This window comes from Oleiphilus sp. HI0086 (assembly GCF_001635225.1).
Window position 1 is genome coordinate 1 of record NZ_LWFZ01000751.1, and the last position, 16,097, is coordinate 16,097.

Sequence of the window (16,097 nt, forward strand, 5' to 3'; positions counted from 1 at the left end):
ATAACGCAACAAGTATATTCAGGTAAGGTTATGTTTGGATTAAATAAGAATGCATTGAAAGTAAATGAAGTTGCGATCGACAAAGTCGAGCTACAGTCATTAGAGCAAAAAGCGGCACTGCTTGATCAGTTTTTTAGTCAAGACCCTGCCTCCCAGATTCAAGAGCTCGCAGCTAGCGTTGATTGATGCGCCTTCAATCGCACCTTGCAGTGCGTTCTTAATTTGTTCTGTTTGATCAGCTTGAGTGCTTAGGCTGGAAGTAAGGGTGTTAACTACGTCAGCACTATTGCTAGCAACTTCTTCCAAACCACCTAGATTACTCATGGTTTCATTAGCAATTGTTACGCTGCTACTCACGACTTCAGCAACTTCTTGCTGCTTCGAGATAACCGAGTTCGATATTTCGGTGATCTTGGTGATCTCACCCTGGATTTCTTCTGCTGACTCATTTGAGGTGTTTGCAAGCTGTCGTACTTCATCGGCAACAACCGCAAAGCCTCGACCGTGTTCGCCAGCTCGCGCTGCTTCGATCGCAGCGTTGAGTGCTAGCAAGTTAGTTTGGTCGGCAATGGCTTTGATCGACTCAAGTAATTTACTAATCGTTTTATTACTTTCATCCAAGCTTTCCAGCAAAGATGTAAATTCAGAGATGTATCGAGATGAGGTTTCCAGGTTATCTGCAAGCTGTCTCATGTCGGCGCTACATTGTTTGGATGTATCAGATGCCTGGTTGGTCGCGTCACTGGCTTGTTGTGCAGAAGAGTGTATCGCCAGACCTTCGCCTACGAGAGACTCCATGCCTTGGCAACTGCCTTCAATACCGCTTGCAAAGTCTGAGCCGCCTTGTAGCTTCTCGTTAACGCTAGCTGCGAGCTCTTGAATCTGGGAGGCAGGGTCTTGACTAAAAAACTGATCAAGCAGTGCCGCTTTTTGCTCTAATGACTGTAGCTCGACTTTGTCGATCGCAACTTCATTTACTTTCAATGCATTCTTATTTAATCCAAACATAACCTTACCTGAATATACTTGTTGCGTTATCTGAAGATGCCTTTTTATTCAAAAGTATCGGCATTCCAAAAATTATTGTTTGTTACTTATCTGGTCGAGTTAGTTACCTGCTCATTGTTTTATTAGAGCTGGTAATCACTGGTTTCATCAAACATAGTTTTAACGGGTGTTAAAACCTAAAGTTTCGGCACTGGGATAAATGACGTTTTGCTTGTTCTTGCCATGTTCATCAGTGCAACCATATCAATGCTATTATCGGCATTGAATGAAAAAACCTGAGCCAGTTTCGTGCTTACGTTTTATTTATTTTAGCTACTAATTCTTAAATTGCTTGGGAATTGGTAAAAAAGTTAAGGAATAAGCTTAATTGATCACCGAGTTAGTTGACTGAGCCAACTTTCCCAGTCGTCATTATCGGAATAGCTTGAAAGCTCATAGTGGAATTTAGCTGGTTCATCTTGTTTGGCAAGGTAGCTAAACTTGTAAGCTTCACAAGCCTGTATTAAGTCTTTGCCTAAGTTATGGGCATTATCAAGATCTGTATTAGGTAAAAGAATTAGAAAGCGTTTGTTGGTGTAGTTACAGATTACGTCAGTTTGGCGTATCCGGCTTTGGCAAATCTGCGATACTTCCACTAGCCACTGTTCGTGATCGCGATACTTTTTAATCATACATTCGCTGCTAAGGCTTAAGCAGGTGACCTGATCCTTATAGCGTCGTTGAAGTTCGGTGGCAGATTTTAGTTTGTGTTTGAAATAAGGAATACTTGTGCAACCGGTTAAAGGGTCAGTTCTAGTGGCGAGTTTTAGATCTTTCTCTAGCTTGGTAAGGTAAGTAAGTAATACCGAGAATAAGCTAAGAAATAATGCAAACGATAAAGCCTGAAAGAAAAATGAGCTACTGTTGTTTTCAGGTGTTAGTGGGAAGCTGAGGCATAGCGCACTCAATGACAAAATCGAGCCAAACTTTACCCCAATTAAAATAAGCGTTGCTGCTGCCAAAGGGAACAGCCAATATAAAACTAATGAGAATTCACTAAGGCTATGGCTGACTAGCGTTATATCAATGCAGACCCACAGTGCGGTGCAGGCTATCAAGAGTTGTTTTTTTCTTGAGGGCGATGAAAGATGAGCAGTGAAGAAAGCCTTTGTAAAGCAAGGCGCGCAGATGAAAAATAGGACACTCTGTGCTATTTGGTCGTTAAGAAACAAGCTAATAGCAAAGAACACACAGAAAAATAGCAGCCCGGAGAGTGCAGCATTATTTAGGTGCTCTTTTGCTTTAGTCATAGGTTCTCGTAGGCTAATGATTCGAGGTATTCAATATTTGGAATTACAGCTTCTTCACCATCCAGTGTGATCATTGCTGAGTCAGCTTTTCCTGGCTTACGGTCAGACTGTTGAGATATCTCATTCCCTACTTTTACAAGTCGGGGGATACCTTGCGTCACAATAGCAAAAAAAGGTAAGTCTTTTTGGTGTTTACCAATAGTATTGACTACCGCAATTCTGGAGTTGGGTGTGACCTTGGCTGCTGAGAGCCCATTGGCGATTTCATACGATAATAAAGGAATATTGATTCCACGCCAGGATACAAGACCTAGAAAGTAATCTGGCTTAGTATCGCGGTTTTCAGGCGCTTGATAGCCTACTACTTCAGCGACGCTAACGTTAGGTAATAAGAGCTGGGTATTACTAACCGGTAGATATAGGCTAGAGATAACACTTTGAGCATCCGACACAATTAAACTCCTTTGTTTGTTTCTAAATTGCTAGCACTGGCGTCAGGTGCACTGTAGCAGCCAACTTTATTAATTAATGCTCGAGCCAGGTCTTTTGGAGATGCGGTGTATGCACTGCATTCAAGATCAATCACAGATTGCGGCATCGAGCCATTCGCACACCCATCTGGTGCTTGAGTCCATACTGAGCAGCCTTGCTTATGCATCGTAGGTGCCATCAACGAGCCGTCATTCCCCATGCCGCTAAATACGATCACATGGCAACGTTTTCCATAATGCGCAAACAGATTTCTTAATAAATGGTCAATTGATGGACCATAGGGTCCTTCCCATTCATTGTCTCTAATTGAGACACCATTAGATGAAAAGCAGACTTCATTGTCGACAGGAACGACGAGAACTTCGCCATCTTTAACTAAACAGCAGTCGGTTATAGGCTTTAGGTCGAGCATTGAATGACGGCCTAAGACGCGTGTTAGTACGCCCGAGAAGTGGGCATCGACATGCTGAGCATAAAGAAAGCCGGCTCTGATCGTAGATGGAATTTCATCCAGGAACTCTTTCACCGCTGCAGGACCACCGAGTGAGGCTGCTAGAACCCAAACGTCTTTAGATGGCGGATGAGACAGTCTGGGTGCCTTTTCGATGTCTGAAGGCTGGCTGAAAACGGGCTTAGACTGAGCTTTATCTATTGCGACGTGATTGGTGGCCTGGGAGTCTAGAGCGAGTATAGAGTCTTCTGATTCTAGAATATCAATGCAACCAAGATGCTCTTCTAGTTTACTGACTAGTCGTCGTTCCCACGAAATATATTGCTCATCGTGTTTTCCTGGGGCTTTATCCAAACCAAAGAGCACAGGAATATTGTCTGCTTGGTCAATGATGTCATCTAACGCTACCGACTCAAAAGTATCTTCTTGCAAAGCTAAAATCCAGCATTGGATCTGATCGAGTTTTTCACTTTGTTGCTGTGCAAGCATATCGGGCTCACAACTGATAACAGGGTTTAAGCCAAAAGCGTTGAGTGCTTTGCTCAGAACGTGCCTTTGTAAGGCACAATCCGATATGACACCGATCTTAGGTCTCGCTTCCGGCACATTCATTTAGCCAATGAACCGCTCAATATTTTCCAGTAAATCATGTTCCTGGAAAGGCTTACCAAGATATTCATTCACACCGATAGAAAGTGCCCGTTCTTTGTGCTTTTGGCCGGTTCGGGAGGTAATCATGATGATTGGCACATCTTTCAAGCGTTCGTCATGCCGTACCAGTGTTGCAACCTCAAAACCGTCCATACGTGGCATTTCGATATCGAGAAGCATTACATCAGGTTTATGATCTTGTAGTGTTGCTATAGCGTCAACACCATCCTTCGCGGTAATAACTTCGTAGCCATTTCGTTCAAGCAAGCGCGTGGTAACCTTCCTAACAGTAACCGAGTCATCGACCACCATGACAGTCTTCGTTTGCTTCTCTTTAATAATGTTATCTTCATTAGAACTTAGAGAATCGAGTATGCCTGCCATGTCGTCTCGAATGAGCGCAGGAAGGTCAAGAATCACGACAACGCTACCGTCACCGAGAATAGTTGCTCCAGAAGCTCCATGAACATTGGCAAATTGAGGCCCAAGACTTTTTACAACGATCTCACGGCTGCCCATCAAGCTATCAACCTGTAGCGCCATAGGCTTGTCACTTCCTCTAACCAGAATGACGGGTAGCGGTAGTGGTTGCCCCTGCAATTTAGGGTGATGACTGCTGTGTAGTAGTTTACCTAGGTACTGTAGCTGATACTCGCGACCAGCGTATTCATACATTGGTGCATCAGGTTTATAGTATTCTTCCAGCTCATAAGGGCTGACTCGAACAATACCTTCAATAGTATTCAGAGGAATGGCATAGAAGTCTTCACCAATGTTTACCATCAGCGCTCGGTTAACGGATACCGTAAAGGGTAGACGAATAGCAAACTCGGTACCGTGACCAAACTCAGAATTGATTTCAATGCTGCCGCCCATTTGCTTGATTTCACTGGCTACAACGTCCATGCCGACACCTCGACCGGAAATCTGCGTCACTTTTTCTGCCGTACTGAAACCCTGGTGCATGATAAATTGCATAATTTCATGGCGGCTAGGTTTCGTGTTTTTGGGTACAAGCCCTTGTTTTATCGCTTTATCTAGAACAACTTTGTCGTTAATTCCAGCGCCATCGTCCTTCATCTTCAAGACAATATTTCCGCCTTCACGCATTAGAGAGAGTGTGATTGTGCCACTCTCTGGTTTGCCAGCTTTTTTACGCTCGTTAACAGTTTCAATACCATGATCGAGGGCGTTACGTAACATGTGTTCAAGCGGAGCGACCATTCTTTCCAATACGGAACGATCCATTTCACCTTCGGTATTCAGTGCATCAAAATCGACTTGCTTACCTAGCTCGCCACCAATTTGGCGAACGATACGGCGTAGTCTTGGAACAATTGATGAAAACGGTATCATCCGTGTTTTCATCAAGCCTTCTTGCAGTTCTGAGTTAATACGGGATTGCTGTAATAATAAAGTCTCGGCATCTCGTGAACGGTCAGACAAGGTATCTCGAAGGTCCTGAAGGTCTGATGTTGACTCCGTTAAGGCTCGCGAAAGCTGCTGAATCGAAGAGTATCTGTCCATTTCAAGCGGATCGAAGTCTTCATAGTCGGGAGCTTTCAGACCTTCTTTTTCGGCTCTGAACAGTACTTGAGCTTCGGTTTCCATATCCATACGACGAAGCTGTTCACGTAGACGTTCAATGGTTGCCGACATTTCTTCCAGCGTGAAGCCAAAGTCACTAATTTGTTGTTCCAAGCGACCGCGCGAGATACTGGTCTCACCTGCAAGGTTAACCAGGGAGTCGAGTAGGCTGGCAGAAACACGGATCGTTTCTTGAGGTGCCACTTTTTGGACTGCTTGAATATTCTCGGCTGGTGTTTGCTTGTCAGAGGTTTTGGTTTTCTTCGCAGGTGCTTGTCTTGCTGCTTTGACGGTTTCTTCAGCAGCGATAGATTTACTTGGCGTGGCTGCTTTGCTTGGTTCAGCTTTAGGTGTTTCGCTAGTGTTAGAAGGTGTTGCATGTTCTTCAGTTAGTGCGTCACCTGAAGCTAGAGCTTCTAGTTCATCGACAAGTTTCAGGAGTTCATCCTGGCTCTTAAGTACAGAATCCTTAAGGGCTCCTTCAAATGCTTCCTTATTTGATTGAGCTTTGAGCAAACGAGATTCCAAGTCATGACTCTCATCAGCTAATTTAGCCAAATTTGAAAGTCTGGCTCCACCCTTCAAGGTATGAAGTATGCGTTGAATTTCTAAATTTGGCGTTTCTTCTTTTGGTGACTTAGACCACTCGGAAATTTGTTCTTCTAGCGCTTCGATTAGCTCGCGCGCTTCTTCGACAAATAGCTCCAACACTTCTAGGTCGACATCGTCGCCTAATGCTTGTGCTAGCGTAGATGTTGCGATAGGTGCTGCGGTTTCGGAAGGACTGGATACTTCGCTTTTAAGTCCCGCTTTATTCACTTCAGCAATTAATTCAGGCGCAGGCTTTAATTCTTCTCCGTGAATCAAGCATTCAAGCATTTCGGTGAATTCTTGGTATGCTTTAGCGATTGCATGGTACAAGCCTTCAGGGTCATTTAGTTGACCGTCTATCATCTGCTCTAAACGAGTGTTGACGGCTTCAGCTAAGTCGCCGATCGGGTCAACGTCAGCAAGTCTCGCTCCCCCTTTCAGGGTATGCATTTCCCTTTGTAACTCAACAATACCTTCGATGAAGTCTTCATCCTCGCGCCAGTGCTCCAAATACTCGGCAGCAGCAGAAAGAATATCCTTGCTTTCGTCTATAAATAAGGGAAGTAGGTCTGCTTCAAGATCATCTTCATCTATGGTTGTAGGCGCACTGACTTCAATGCTTTCAGGCTCTTCAACCGGTGTTTCAACAGGGCTTGTGATTTCAAGTTCTTCTGGCTCAGAAGTCTCTACTGGTGAGCCAGTGGTGACTTGCTTGATCTTATTGAGAAGTTCATCTGCGCCATTGATAGCTGAACCTTGTTGAACCGCTTCAACCATATTAGCTAAGGCATCATGACAGCTTAAGCAAAGAGCCGTCATGTCTTGTGTCGCATCAAGCTGCTTATTAACAATAGACTCGAATAAGGTTTCCAGTTCGTGTGCAAGATCACCAATAGGGTTGATTTCGGCCATTCGAGCACCGCCTTTAAGGGTGTGCAATTCACGCTGTAGCTCGCCAACAACCTCGATATTAAAGACGTCGGATTCCCATTGGTGCAATAGTTCGCCAGAACTGTCGATTATTTCTTGGGCTTCTTCTAAAAATATCTCGGCTAATTCCGGATCCAAGTCTAATAAGACCTGGCTAGGACTTGTCGTTTGTGATTCAGAGGGCTGTTCATTTTCTGGAGCGATATCTTCTTCAACAAGTGGGGTGTTAACACGCAAATCATCAACAATTGAAGTGATATTCGTGACCAGCTCATCTTGAGGCTGGCAAGGTTGCAAAGCCTGGATAGACTTAAGCATTGCTTCTAGAGCCTGCGAAGACTCTTCAAGTAGCGATAACATCAGGCTGGAGGCATCAGCTTTGTAATCGATTAGTTTTTCAAATAGTTTCTCAAGGATATCACTTAAATCGCCAACCGCTTCGAAGCCTGCCAAACGTGCACCACCTTTGAGTGTATGCATGTCTCGTTGTAATTGCAGGATAACGTGTTCATTACCTGGTTGTTGTTTAAGTTTGTCTAGTGCAGGGTTGATTCCATTGACTAGCTCATTAGCTTCCTCGAGGAATATTTCAGCCAAATCGGCATCCATAATGGCTTCATCGTCGAGTTCAACGCTTGCTTCTTCCTCCACTTCATCTGTGGTAGCGGAGTAGGTAGGTAATACGTCATCCAACTCTTTCTCTAGCTGGTCGAGCTTCTCGTTTAAGCTATCTTCTTGAGTTGATACACTTTGACTTTCTACCGGACTATCTTCAATAACATGGCTATGGTCAGCAATATGTTCGCGTAATTCCGCAAGCAGCTTGTTATCAAGGTTTAGAGTTAAACCCGCTGCTAGTTGATCCATCATATCGATCAATGCTTCGTGACCACGTTTGATATCATTAACAAAAACCGGGCTAGGTCTATCATTTTCGATATCAATACTGCCGTAGCAGCTTTCCAGGCATTCACAGAGTTCTGCAATGTTTTCAAGCCCGGCAACCTTGGCGCCTCGGTGGAGTGTTTTTACTTCGCCGTAAAGTTTAGTTAGCTCGTTAACGGATACAGGGCTGTGTTCCCATTGGTTAAGAATACTTTCAGCATCCAGCAATATATCCAGACCTTCGGTGAGGAAGATATTGATAATCTGCGGATCTTGTGAGGCTTCTTCAAGCGACTGGAGTTCATCACTTTGTGCGCTAAATACTTTGGACTGGAGTGATTTAAGGCCAGAGAGAAACTCATCCGTACCTGAAAGTTGCCCATCGGGATTGTTATCAAGTTGTGAGATGCCTTGTTGAATAAAATGCATAGCATCCGATAACATCGAGGCTATATCTTGATCAGCCTGAATGTTATTAGCACGTGCTTCCTTGATAAATTGTTCAACGGGTACTGCGATCTCCGCAATCGGTCTTATATTAGCTGTGTTTGCACTGCCTTTGAGTGTATGAAGCGCTCTAGATAAATCATCATCAATATCGATACTGTCATTCGCTGCACGATCAACAAATTCTAGGACAGTTGCGACATGAGAAGTGGCCTCGTTTCTGAATATATCGAGTAGCGTATCGTCGATTCCAACTGTACCTTGTTCTGCGCTCGGAGCCTCTGTCGCACCACTTGCTGCGGATGTTTCTTGCGAGGATCGTTGTAAGCTACCTAGAGGCTTAACAAAATCACCGGCAACCAAGGCTGCAGCGTGATTCTCAACGCGCTTTAGATCAAAGTCTGGGCGTTGTCTTTTTTCAAAGCACTCAATTAGTTTGGGAATATTATCGACGACTAATTGGATAAGCTCGGCAATGCTTTCATTCATCATTACCGAACCATCAATAATGCGGTTCAGAAGATTTTCGATTGCCCAAGCGGCTTCGCCAATGATGTTGGCGTTAACCATTCGTCCGCTGCCTTTCAGGGTATGGAAGGCTCGACGAAGCTCGGTTAGTGAATCCTGGTCGTCATGAGCAGCCAGATAGGTTGGCAAGTGAGTATCGATTGCTTCTAGTACTTCGCCGGCCTCTTCGATAAAAATCTCGAGGATTTCATCATCGATTAGATCGTCTTCATCATCGTCCCAGGAATCCTGGATGTCCTCTTCTTGCTCTGCTTCAGCAGCAGCTTCATTGTTTGTTTCCGGGCTTGACTCAGTTTCTGGTTCAAGGCTGTCAGAAGGTAGTGCTGGTTCTGACGCTGACTGAGTCTCTGTAGCTTCGGACCCAGTTTGCTCTTCTGCTGAAGACTTCGATGTTGCAGGGGACATTGTTTTATGGACAACACGAGTTTCGTTGCCCGACAACATATCAGCGCGGCTTATTAGATGCTCGTACTGTGTTGATTCACGCTGCTGGGAAAAATCTTCGGTTAGTTCAGGAAGCTTTTCAATAACTGAATCGAGGAGGTCGAAGACTTCCATTTCTAGGCTCATTGCAGCATCGAGATGTTTATTTAGTAAGTTCTCTATCGGCCATGCAATTTCAGCAATGACTTTTGCGCCAACCAGGCGGCCACTGCCTTTGAGCGTATGGAAGGCTCTGCGGAGGTTTTGCAGGGCGGCTTGATCTTCAGGTGTTGCTCGAAGCTGTGCCATAGCCACCTGGATCTCGTCCATGACTTCGGCAACTTCTTCCATAAATATTTCTAGAATATCTTCGTCAATGAGTCCTTCATCACTTTCTTTCTCAATCGAATCGGGTGATTCCGAAGCCACATCAGAGATATGGTGTTGAGATAGGACAGGGCTAGACTCTTCTGTGGTTTCGTGAGTCGGAAAGCCAAGTTTAGAGACGCTCTCTTCGGCAACCTTAAGTATACCGTCATTGTCTTGAGCCCCTTCTGAGAGGCGCTCCATATAATACTCAATACTGGTAATCGCATCGGCGAGACGATCCAGTTGTTGCCAGTCAGGAATATGCTTATCGCTTAATAAGGAGTCACGAATATAGGTGCTGCAAGACTCAAGAAGCTTTGCCGCCTGTGTAAGCGGGATGATTTGTAAGCCACCGCGAATACTGTCTAAGAGGTCTGGGACATCCTCTATCTCGGCGTGATCCCACTGAGATGCTATAAAGTTTACGATGCTGTTTTTTGCTTGTTCCAAGCCATTTCGTGATTCATAGATAACGGCATTATGCGCACTTTCGAAGTGTTCAGCGGGTACAACAAATTCGTTTTGCTCTTCTTCACTCTGTTCTCTCGCATCGCTGAGTGAGCTCAGATTAGCTTCGACATATAGCAGGGCACCTGCCATATCCATTAATACTTGGTCGCTAGCTGGTTCACTGCTTTCAGCGATTTCTTCTATGCGGCTAATTTGCTCTAGCACCAGCTTGCGGGCTACACCTAAGCCCAGAACAGCCATGGTATTAGCAATTTGAGTTAATTGAGGTACTAGCTCAAGCAGCTGAGTATTGTCTTTATCGTCATCGCGAACGTATAGATCTAGCTGTTCTTTGACGTGGCTGAGTTCTTCACTTAAGACCTCAACAACTGAGCTCATTGTTTCAGCGCCTGGACGATGCAGTTTCTCACGCTCGGCATCAACTTCTTGTTCGCTTGGTAAGGCTTGAGCCAAGCTAAAGGACGCTTTTAGTTCTTGGATGCGCTGACTGTCAATTGCACTTTTTGCAACGTAATACAGTAAATTCTTTAGTAAGTCCGTCGGTAAAGGCTTCGCTAGAATGGTCTGCGGTTCATCGATCATCAGTTTTATTTGGTGATCGAGCTCACGCAAGAGTTGCTTTGTTGCAGAGCTGATACCTTCTTCATCGCCTCGAATAGCATCGAGGAAACCAACGGCTACCCACCAGATTTTTCCAATGGGTGTTCCCTGGCAAAATTTCTCGAGACGAGATACGACTTTATAAAGGTAGGAAAAGTTTTCAGCAAGATCCTGATTTCTAATGACGCCAGCAAGAGAGAACTGAAACATCTGTCGAAGTTTACGCAAGTTGGCAATAACTTGTTCGTCCTGCATACGCTGATTGTGCGCAATGTCGGGTGTTATCGCCGCCGCAGATAAGTCAGGCGTAAATAAGGAGGTGTCAGATAATAAAGGCTGGCCCTGCAGAGCACGAAGATCATTTAATATTGGAAGCAGTACCACAGGCAAGTCACGCTGCCCTTTTTGTATATGCTCCAGATAGTTCTCAAGTTGCAGCAAAGAGTCCATTAAGACTTCTAGAGCTTCCTGTACACTGGCGACCTTGTCTTCAATCAATGCCTGGCATAGTTTCTCCATTTCTTCGGCGAGTAAAGCAGCGCCGTAGAACTCTACCATTTGAAGCGTACCGTGAACTTGATGAATATAATTCAAGCAGAAGGTAATTTGAGGCGTGTCTTCTTTGTTCTCGACATAAGCCTCCAACGCTATTTGAGCTTGGGACAATGTTTGTTTAATTTCGCCTTTAACCCAGTCTAAGGCTATGTAGTCATGGTTATTACCCATAACTTCTCCAATCTATAAATGCGTTGTTTTTGTGTGTTAATTTCGACGAATAAACGCCAAAGTCTGATTGTTTTGAACTCGCTCAACATGTGGATTTTGCCAATCGACAGCTTCGCCTTGTCCAATTACGAGCAGCCCTTTAGGGGCCAGCCTTTCTACCAGACTATTCAGAATGTTGTGTTTTAATTCCTTGCGGAAGTAAATCAGAACATTCTGGCAATATATCGTATCCATGTTTCTCAGAGGGCTTTTATCAACATCAATCATATTCGCCATCGAGAAACAGACTTTTTGTTTGAGCTCACTACCGACTCGATATATATCGGGGCTGAGTTGCTCAAAATACTGGTCAACCAATCTGCGATCTAGGTCCACCAGCTTACGAACGTTATATATACCTTCTCTAGCTTTACTAAGTACCGGAAGGCTTATATCTGTTGCAGTAACACCAAAGTTACTTAACGCTCTTTTTTCTTTCAGAAGCATTTGTTGGCAAAGCATCGCCAAGGTATATGGTTCTTCTCCGGAGCTGCAACCTACACTCCATATGTTTATCGCTTCGTTTCGAGATTTTCTGCGAATTTGATCAGTTAGATATTCGCAAAATAACTCCATCGACTCAGGATTTCGGTAAAAACGTGTCTCCTGAACCATCACTCTATCGAGCAAAGTGTTCCACTCGACGATGCCGCTTGGCTTGGCACATACTTTTGCGTAGTAGTCGTCAAAGCTAGCGCATGCAATCTCTCTCATTCGAATGATTAGATTCGATTGGAGAAGCGACCGGTGATAGTACGAGATGTACATCCCAGTTCGATCTTCAAGTAATGCTTGCCACTGATGAAACTGAGCATCAGTTAGCACAGGAAAAGGCGTTGATTCCCAGTTCATTCGTGACTCATTACCCGGATACTCGCATGCTTGTGCTACGTCAGGATTCAGTAGGGCTTCCATTGCGACTACCTACAGCCAATCAGCTCGCTTTATTACACGATACCTTCATCGTTGCCCTCAGAATACTCTGAGTCACCTTCGTCGGCAGGAAGCTTAAAGCCTGACACCGATGCTCGAAGCTGACTAGCCATTTCAGCAAGGTTACCGATAGATTTCGCTGTTGCCGTCGTACCTGATGAAGTTTGAGAGGTAATCTCTTGAATAACGTTCATCGTGTTAGAAATGTGACCCGCCGACAATGACTGTTGACGTGACGCGTTAGAGATATTCTGGATCAAGTCTGCAAGACTCATCGAAACTGTTTCGATTTCTTCTAGGGCAACACCCGCATCTTGTGCAAGTCGAGCTCCTCGTACCACTTCTGCCGTGGTGTGTTCCATCGAGATTACCGCTTCGTTGGTATCTGTCTGAGTGGTTTTAACCAGTGCTTCAATCTGCTTGGTTGCAGCAGAAGAACGTTCCGCCAGTCTCTGTACTTCGTCGGCAACAACCGCGAAGCCTCGACCTGCATCCCCAGCCATCGATGCCTGAATCGCAGCGTTCAAAGATAGAATGTTGGTCTGGTCGGCAATGTCGTTGATCAAGGATACGATATCCCCGATTTCCTGAGATGATTCACCCAAGCGTTTGATACGTTTTGATGTTTCTTGAATCTGCTCACGAATAGTGTCCATGCCGTGGATGGTATTTTGTACCACTTCAGCACCTTTCTTCGCGATGGTTACCGATCTTTCCGCAACCGAAGTAGACTCTGCAGCGTTAGATGATACTTGGTCGATAGACACCGCCATTTCGTTAACCGCGGCAGAAGCACCCGCAATTTCTTGCGCCTGATGCTCTGAAGATTCAGCCAGCTGCATCGCTGTGCCCTGTGTTTCCTGGGCTGATGAAGCAACCTGTAAGGCGGTATCACGAATAGCTTTTACCAAGCCACGCATTTGGTCGATCGCGAAGTTAATCGAGTCAGCAATTGCACCCGTGAAATCCTCGGTTACTGTTGCTTCTGTTGTCAGGTCACCATCAGCAAGGTCGGCAAGTTCATCAAGTAAACGTAAGATTGCGTTTTGGTTCTGTTCGTTCTGTTCTTCCGTCATTTGCAGACGATTTTGAGATTCGCGGTATAAGTACCAGCCAGCATAAACAATCAACATGATGATTAGCGCTAGAATGATATAAGCCGTATTCGGGTTAAAGAAGCGGTCATCAGCCTGGTTTTGGAACTGGTTCGATAGAGTAGATGTATCTTTTTTCAGTGCGATAGAATTTTCGAAGATAGAGTTAGCAGCGTTACGTACTTTGAATAGTTCGGGAGAGGTTTCAAGTATCGCTTTAACGTTACTGTCGACAAACTCAAAGAGCTCGGCGATCGCTTCAAGGCCGTAGATAGCATCTTCGTCAGTTACCTGAGAAATCTGCATAGCCTCATTGCCTTCAAACATGGAGTTCATTACACGTCCGAATAGTGTCGCATCTTCACCGAAGCGGTTGGCTGCAATAGCGGCATCTTCATCACCCGTAAGGATGTTGTTAACACTACGTACAATACGTTCTGCACGAAGAGACTGGCGTTCAGCAACTGAGATCTGGTCTGCGGGAGCATCGTTCTCAAGTAGAATCATGACCACGTCTTCATACTCAATCTGGAGCTGAGGAATGGTTTCGTTTAATGTTTCAGCGATCTGGTGCAGGGTCAAAACCGTTTCCTTGTTTTCCAGGATACGGTCAGCATTGCTTTTTACTGTTTTCCACAGGTCGGTTACACCGGCGTCATCAGCAAGGTTTGATGGCGGCAAGCCGGTTTCATCATTACCTTGGTTGATTAACTGTAGCTTGTTTTCAAAGTCATCTCTAGACTTCTTCAACTGATCAAAGGCCTCTTCTTTACCGGCAGCAGCTTCAGTTGCGTTCTTTGCGACCTCTTGAGACAGTACGCGCAAATCACTAGCGTGACTGGCATATTCGACATCGTAGTTACCGTCTCTAGTGATAAAATATGAAACAACTAAAAGCGAAATCAATAACACGATCAGCGCTGAGCCCACTAAAAGAATTTGTGAGTTGGCGCTCTGGTCTGTGCTAAATTTTCCAGATATGATTTTCATTTCCTGGCTCCCGGCCTTGTACGATCTAGTGTTTGTTTTTCAATTTACTGCTTTCAAATGATGAGCAGCGTTACTACCTGACTGCAACATCAAGAAACTTTTTATTGTTTGTCAGTGTGAAGGTATCAAATACATTCCATTGACTATTGTTCTTTTCAAATGCGCCTTTTATAAAAGGCTGGATTGACTTTTCTAATAGTGAGTTAGCATTCTTTTGAAAGCTATCAGCTGAAAAGTACTGCATGCCGTGAACGCTATCTACGACAAAGCCGCTAAGAATCTCACCGTGCTCGACGATTAAGACTCGTTTATCTCTGCTCTTTTTGGAGCTGGATTCAACATCAAAAAATAAGGCTAAATCCATGATTGGAAGTAGACGGCCACGTACGTTTGCTACACCAAGCATCCAGTTTCGTACACCTGGAACAGAGGTGTACTTGGGTAGGTGCAGGATTTCAGATACTGAACCCATTGGAGCAACGAACTGAGTGTTGGCAATCGTAAAGCCGATACCATTCCATAACTCTACAGCTTCGTCTTGCGCAGGCAGCCCCGCAGCGTACTTAACGCTACGGTTTACGATGTCAGCTAGAATATCAAAGGGGCTAGCTTGCTTGGCAGAAGATGCGCTCATGCTCTGTTAATACCCTAACCCAGCAATTCGTTGATAGTTTGAATCAGGCTACTTTCTGGCACAGGTTTTACAAGATATCCTTTGGCGCCTTGGCGTGTACCCCATACCCGGTCTGTTTCCTGGTCTTTTGTTGTCACGATAATTACCGGAATTTCAGCAGTTTCAGTTGCTCGAGTTAATTGTCGAGTGGCCTGAAAACCATTTAAACCTGGCATCACGACATCCATCAGGATTAGGTCAGGTTGTTCTGCTCTCGCAACAGCAACGCCATCAGCACCATTATCAGCGGTAATCACCTCATGATTGTTGCTTTCTAGAATGGTTGAAATTTTACGAATCTCTGTAGGCGAGTCGTCCACGATCAAAATGCGAGCCATAATTCCTCCTGGCAAAATACTACTCTTTGTAAACCGAAATAATTAGCTGACTTGGCTATTCGGCATATGGGTGCGAATAGTATTCAATAATTCATCTTTACTAAATGGTTTGGTTAAATATTGGTCTGACCCAACGATACGACCTTTCGCCTTATCAAAAAGACCATCCTTACTGGACAGCATTATGACGGGGGTAGACTTGAAGGCACTGTTATTTTTTATCAGCGCACAGGTTTGATAACCATCCAGCCTAGGCATCATGATATCAACAAATATTATATCGGGGTGGGAGTCTGCTATCTTAGCGAGCGCATCAAAACCATCTGTAGCGGTGATGACGGTACAGCCAACTTTTTTTAGCAGAGTCTCTGCGGTACGACGAATAGTCTTACTATCGTCGATAACCATAATTTTAAGGTTTTCGAAATTATCTTCCATTATCCAGCAGCCTAAGGCACTTGAAGAACAATTAGCGTCGGGTCTGACATGTCTTGTACGCGACGCACTACGATATTCCAAGCCTGAACTTGTCAAACCTGGTATTTACTTTTCACGGTCACGATACAAAATTCGGCGACCATT

General features: G+C 44.7%; 10 protein-coding genes. All 10 read right to left on the reverse strand.

What is annotated here, in order from left to right; genetic code table 11:
* Positions 1-99: 99 nt before the first annotated feature.
* Positions 100-1,008: a methyl-accepting chemotaxis protein gene (locus A3756_RS12765; RefSeq protein ID WP_082865243.1), complete on the reverse strand. Its 909-nt coding sequence runs from the start codon at positions 1,006-1,008 to the stop codon at positions 100-102.
* A 371-nt stretch (positions 1,009-1,379) separates the two neighbouring features.
* A complete protein-coding gene (locus A3756_RS12770; RefSeq protein WP_068508707.1) occupies positions 1,380-2,297 on the reverse strand; it encodes a diguanylate cyclase in 918 nt (305 codons plus the stop codon).
* The gene (locus A3756_RS12775) at positions 2,294-2,749 is read right to left on the reverse strand and encodes a chemotaxis protein CheW (RefSeq protein WP_068507350.1); all 456 of its coding nucleotides are present in this window, start codon (positions 2,747-2,749) and stop codon (positions 2,294-2,296) included. Before A3756_RS12775 ends, A3756_RS12770 begins: the two co-directional genes overlap by 4 nt.
* Before the next feature lie 2 nt (positions 2,750-2,751).
* Complete coding sequence (locus tag A3756_RS12780; RefSeq protein WP_197476144.1) at positions 2,752-3,846, reverse strand: chemotaxis protein CheB; 1,095 nt, start codon at positions 3,844-3,846, stop codon at positions 2,752-2,754.
* Positions 3,847-3,852: 6 nt separating this feature from the next.
* On the reverse strand, positions 3,853-11,448 hold the full coding sequence (locus A3756_RS12785; RefSeq protein ID WP_068553626.1) for an Hpt domain-containing protein: 7,596 nt from the start codon (positions 11,446-11,448) through the stop codon (positions 3,853-3,855).
* Between the two features lie 36 nt (positions 11,449-11,484).
* Positions 11,485-12,402, reverse strand: coding sequence for a protein-glutamate O-methyltransferase CheR (locus A3756_RS12790; protein WP_082865245.1), 918 nt, complete (start codon positions 12,400-12,402; stop codon positions 11,485-11,487).
* A gap of 32 nt (positions 12,403-12,434) precedes the next feature.
* Positions 12,435-14,504 carry a methyl-accepting chemotaxis protein gene (locus tag A3756_RS12795; protein WP_068508700.1) on the reverse strand — a complete coding sequence of 690 codons (2,070 nt, stop codon included), beginning with the start codon at positions 14,502-14,504 and terminating at the stop codon, positions 12,435-12,437.
* Between the two features lie 73 nt (positions 14,505-14,577).
* Positions 14,578-15,138, reverse strand: coding sequence for a chemotaxis protein CheW (locus A3756_RS12800; protein WP_068508699.1), 561 nt, complete (start codon positions 15,136-15,138; stop codon positions 14,578-14,580).
* 14 nt (positions 15,139-15,152) lie between these two features.
* Positions 15,153-15,515: a twitching motility response regulator PilH gene (gene pilH, locus A3756_RS12805; RefSeq protein ID WP_068553627.1), complete on the reverse strand. Its 363-nt coding sequence runs from the start codon at positions 15,513-15,515 to the stop codon at positions 15,153-15,155.
* Positions 15,516-15,557: 42 nt separating this feature from the next.
* Positions 15,558-15,953 carry a twitching motility response regulator PilG gene (gene pilG, locus A3756_RS12810; RefSeq protein WP_068508694.1) on the reverse strand — a complete coding sequence of 132 codons (396 nt, stop codon included), beginning with the start codon at positions 15,951-15,953 and terminating at the stop codon, positions 15,558-15,560.
* Between the last annotated feature and the right edge of the window lie 144 nt (positions 15,954-16,097).

Bases quoted from the DNA above. Each gene is read 5' to 3' on its own strand.
- A3756_RS12765 (WP_082865243.1), bottom strand. From the start codon at position 1,008: ATGTTTGGATTAAATAAGAATGCATTGAAAGTAAATGAAGTTGCGATC.
- A3756_RS12770 (WP_068508707.1), bottom strand. From the start codon at position 2,297: ATGACTAAAGCAAAAGAGCACCTAAATAATGCTGCACTCTCCGGGCTG.
- A3756_RS12785 (WP_068553626.1), bottom strand. From the start codon at position 11,448: ATGGGTAATAACCATGACTACATAGCCTTAGACTGGGTTAAAGGCGAA.
- A3756_RS12790 (WP_082865245.1), bottom strand. From the start codon at position 12,402: ATGGAAGCCCTACTGAATCCTGACGTAGCACAAGCATGCGAGTATCCG.
- A3756_RS12795 (WP_068508700.1), bottom strand. From the start codon at position 14,504: ATGAAAATCATATCTGGAAAATTTAGCACAGACCAGAGCGCCAACTCA.
- A3756_RS12800 (WP_068508699.1), bottom strand. From the start codon at position 15,138: ATGAGCGCATCTTCTGCCAAGCAAGCTAGCCCCTTTGATATTCTAGCT.
- pilH (WP_068553627.1), bottom strand. From the start codon at position 15,515: ATGGCTCGCATTTTGATCGTGGACGACTCGCCTACAGAGATTCGTAAA.
- pilG (WP_068508694.1), bottom strand. From the start codon at position 15,953: ATGGAAGATAATTTCGAAAACCTTAAAATTATGGTTATCGACGATAGT.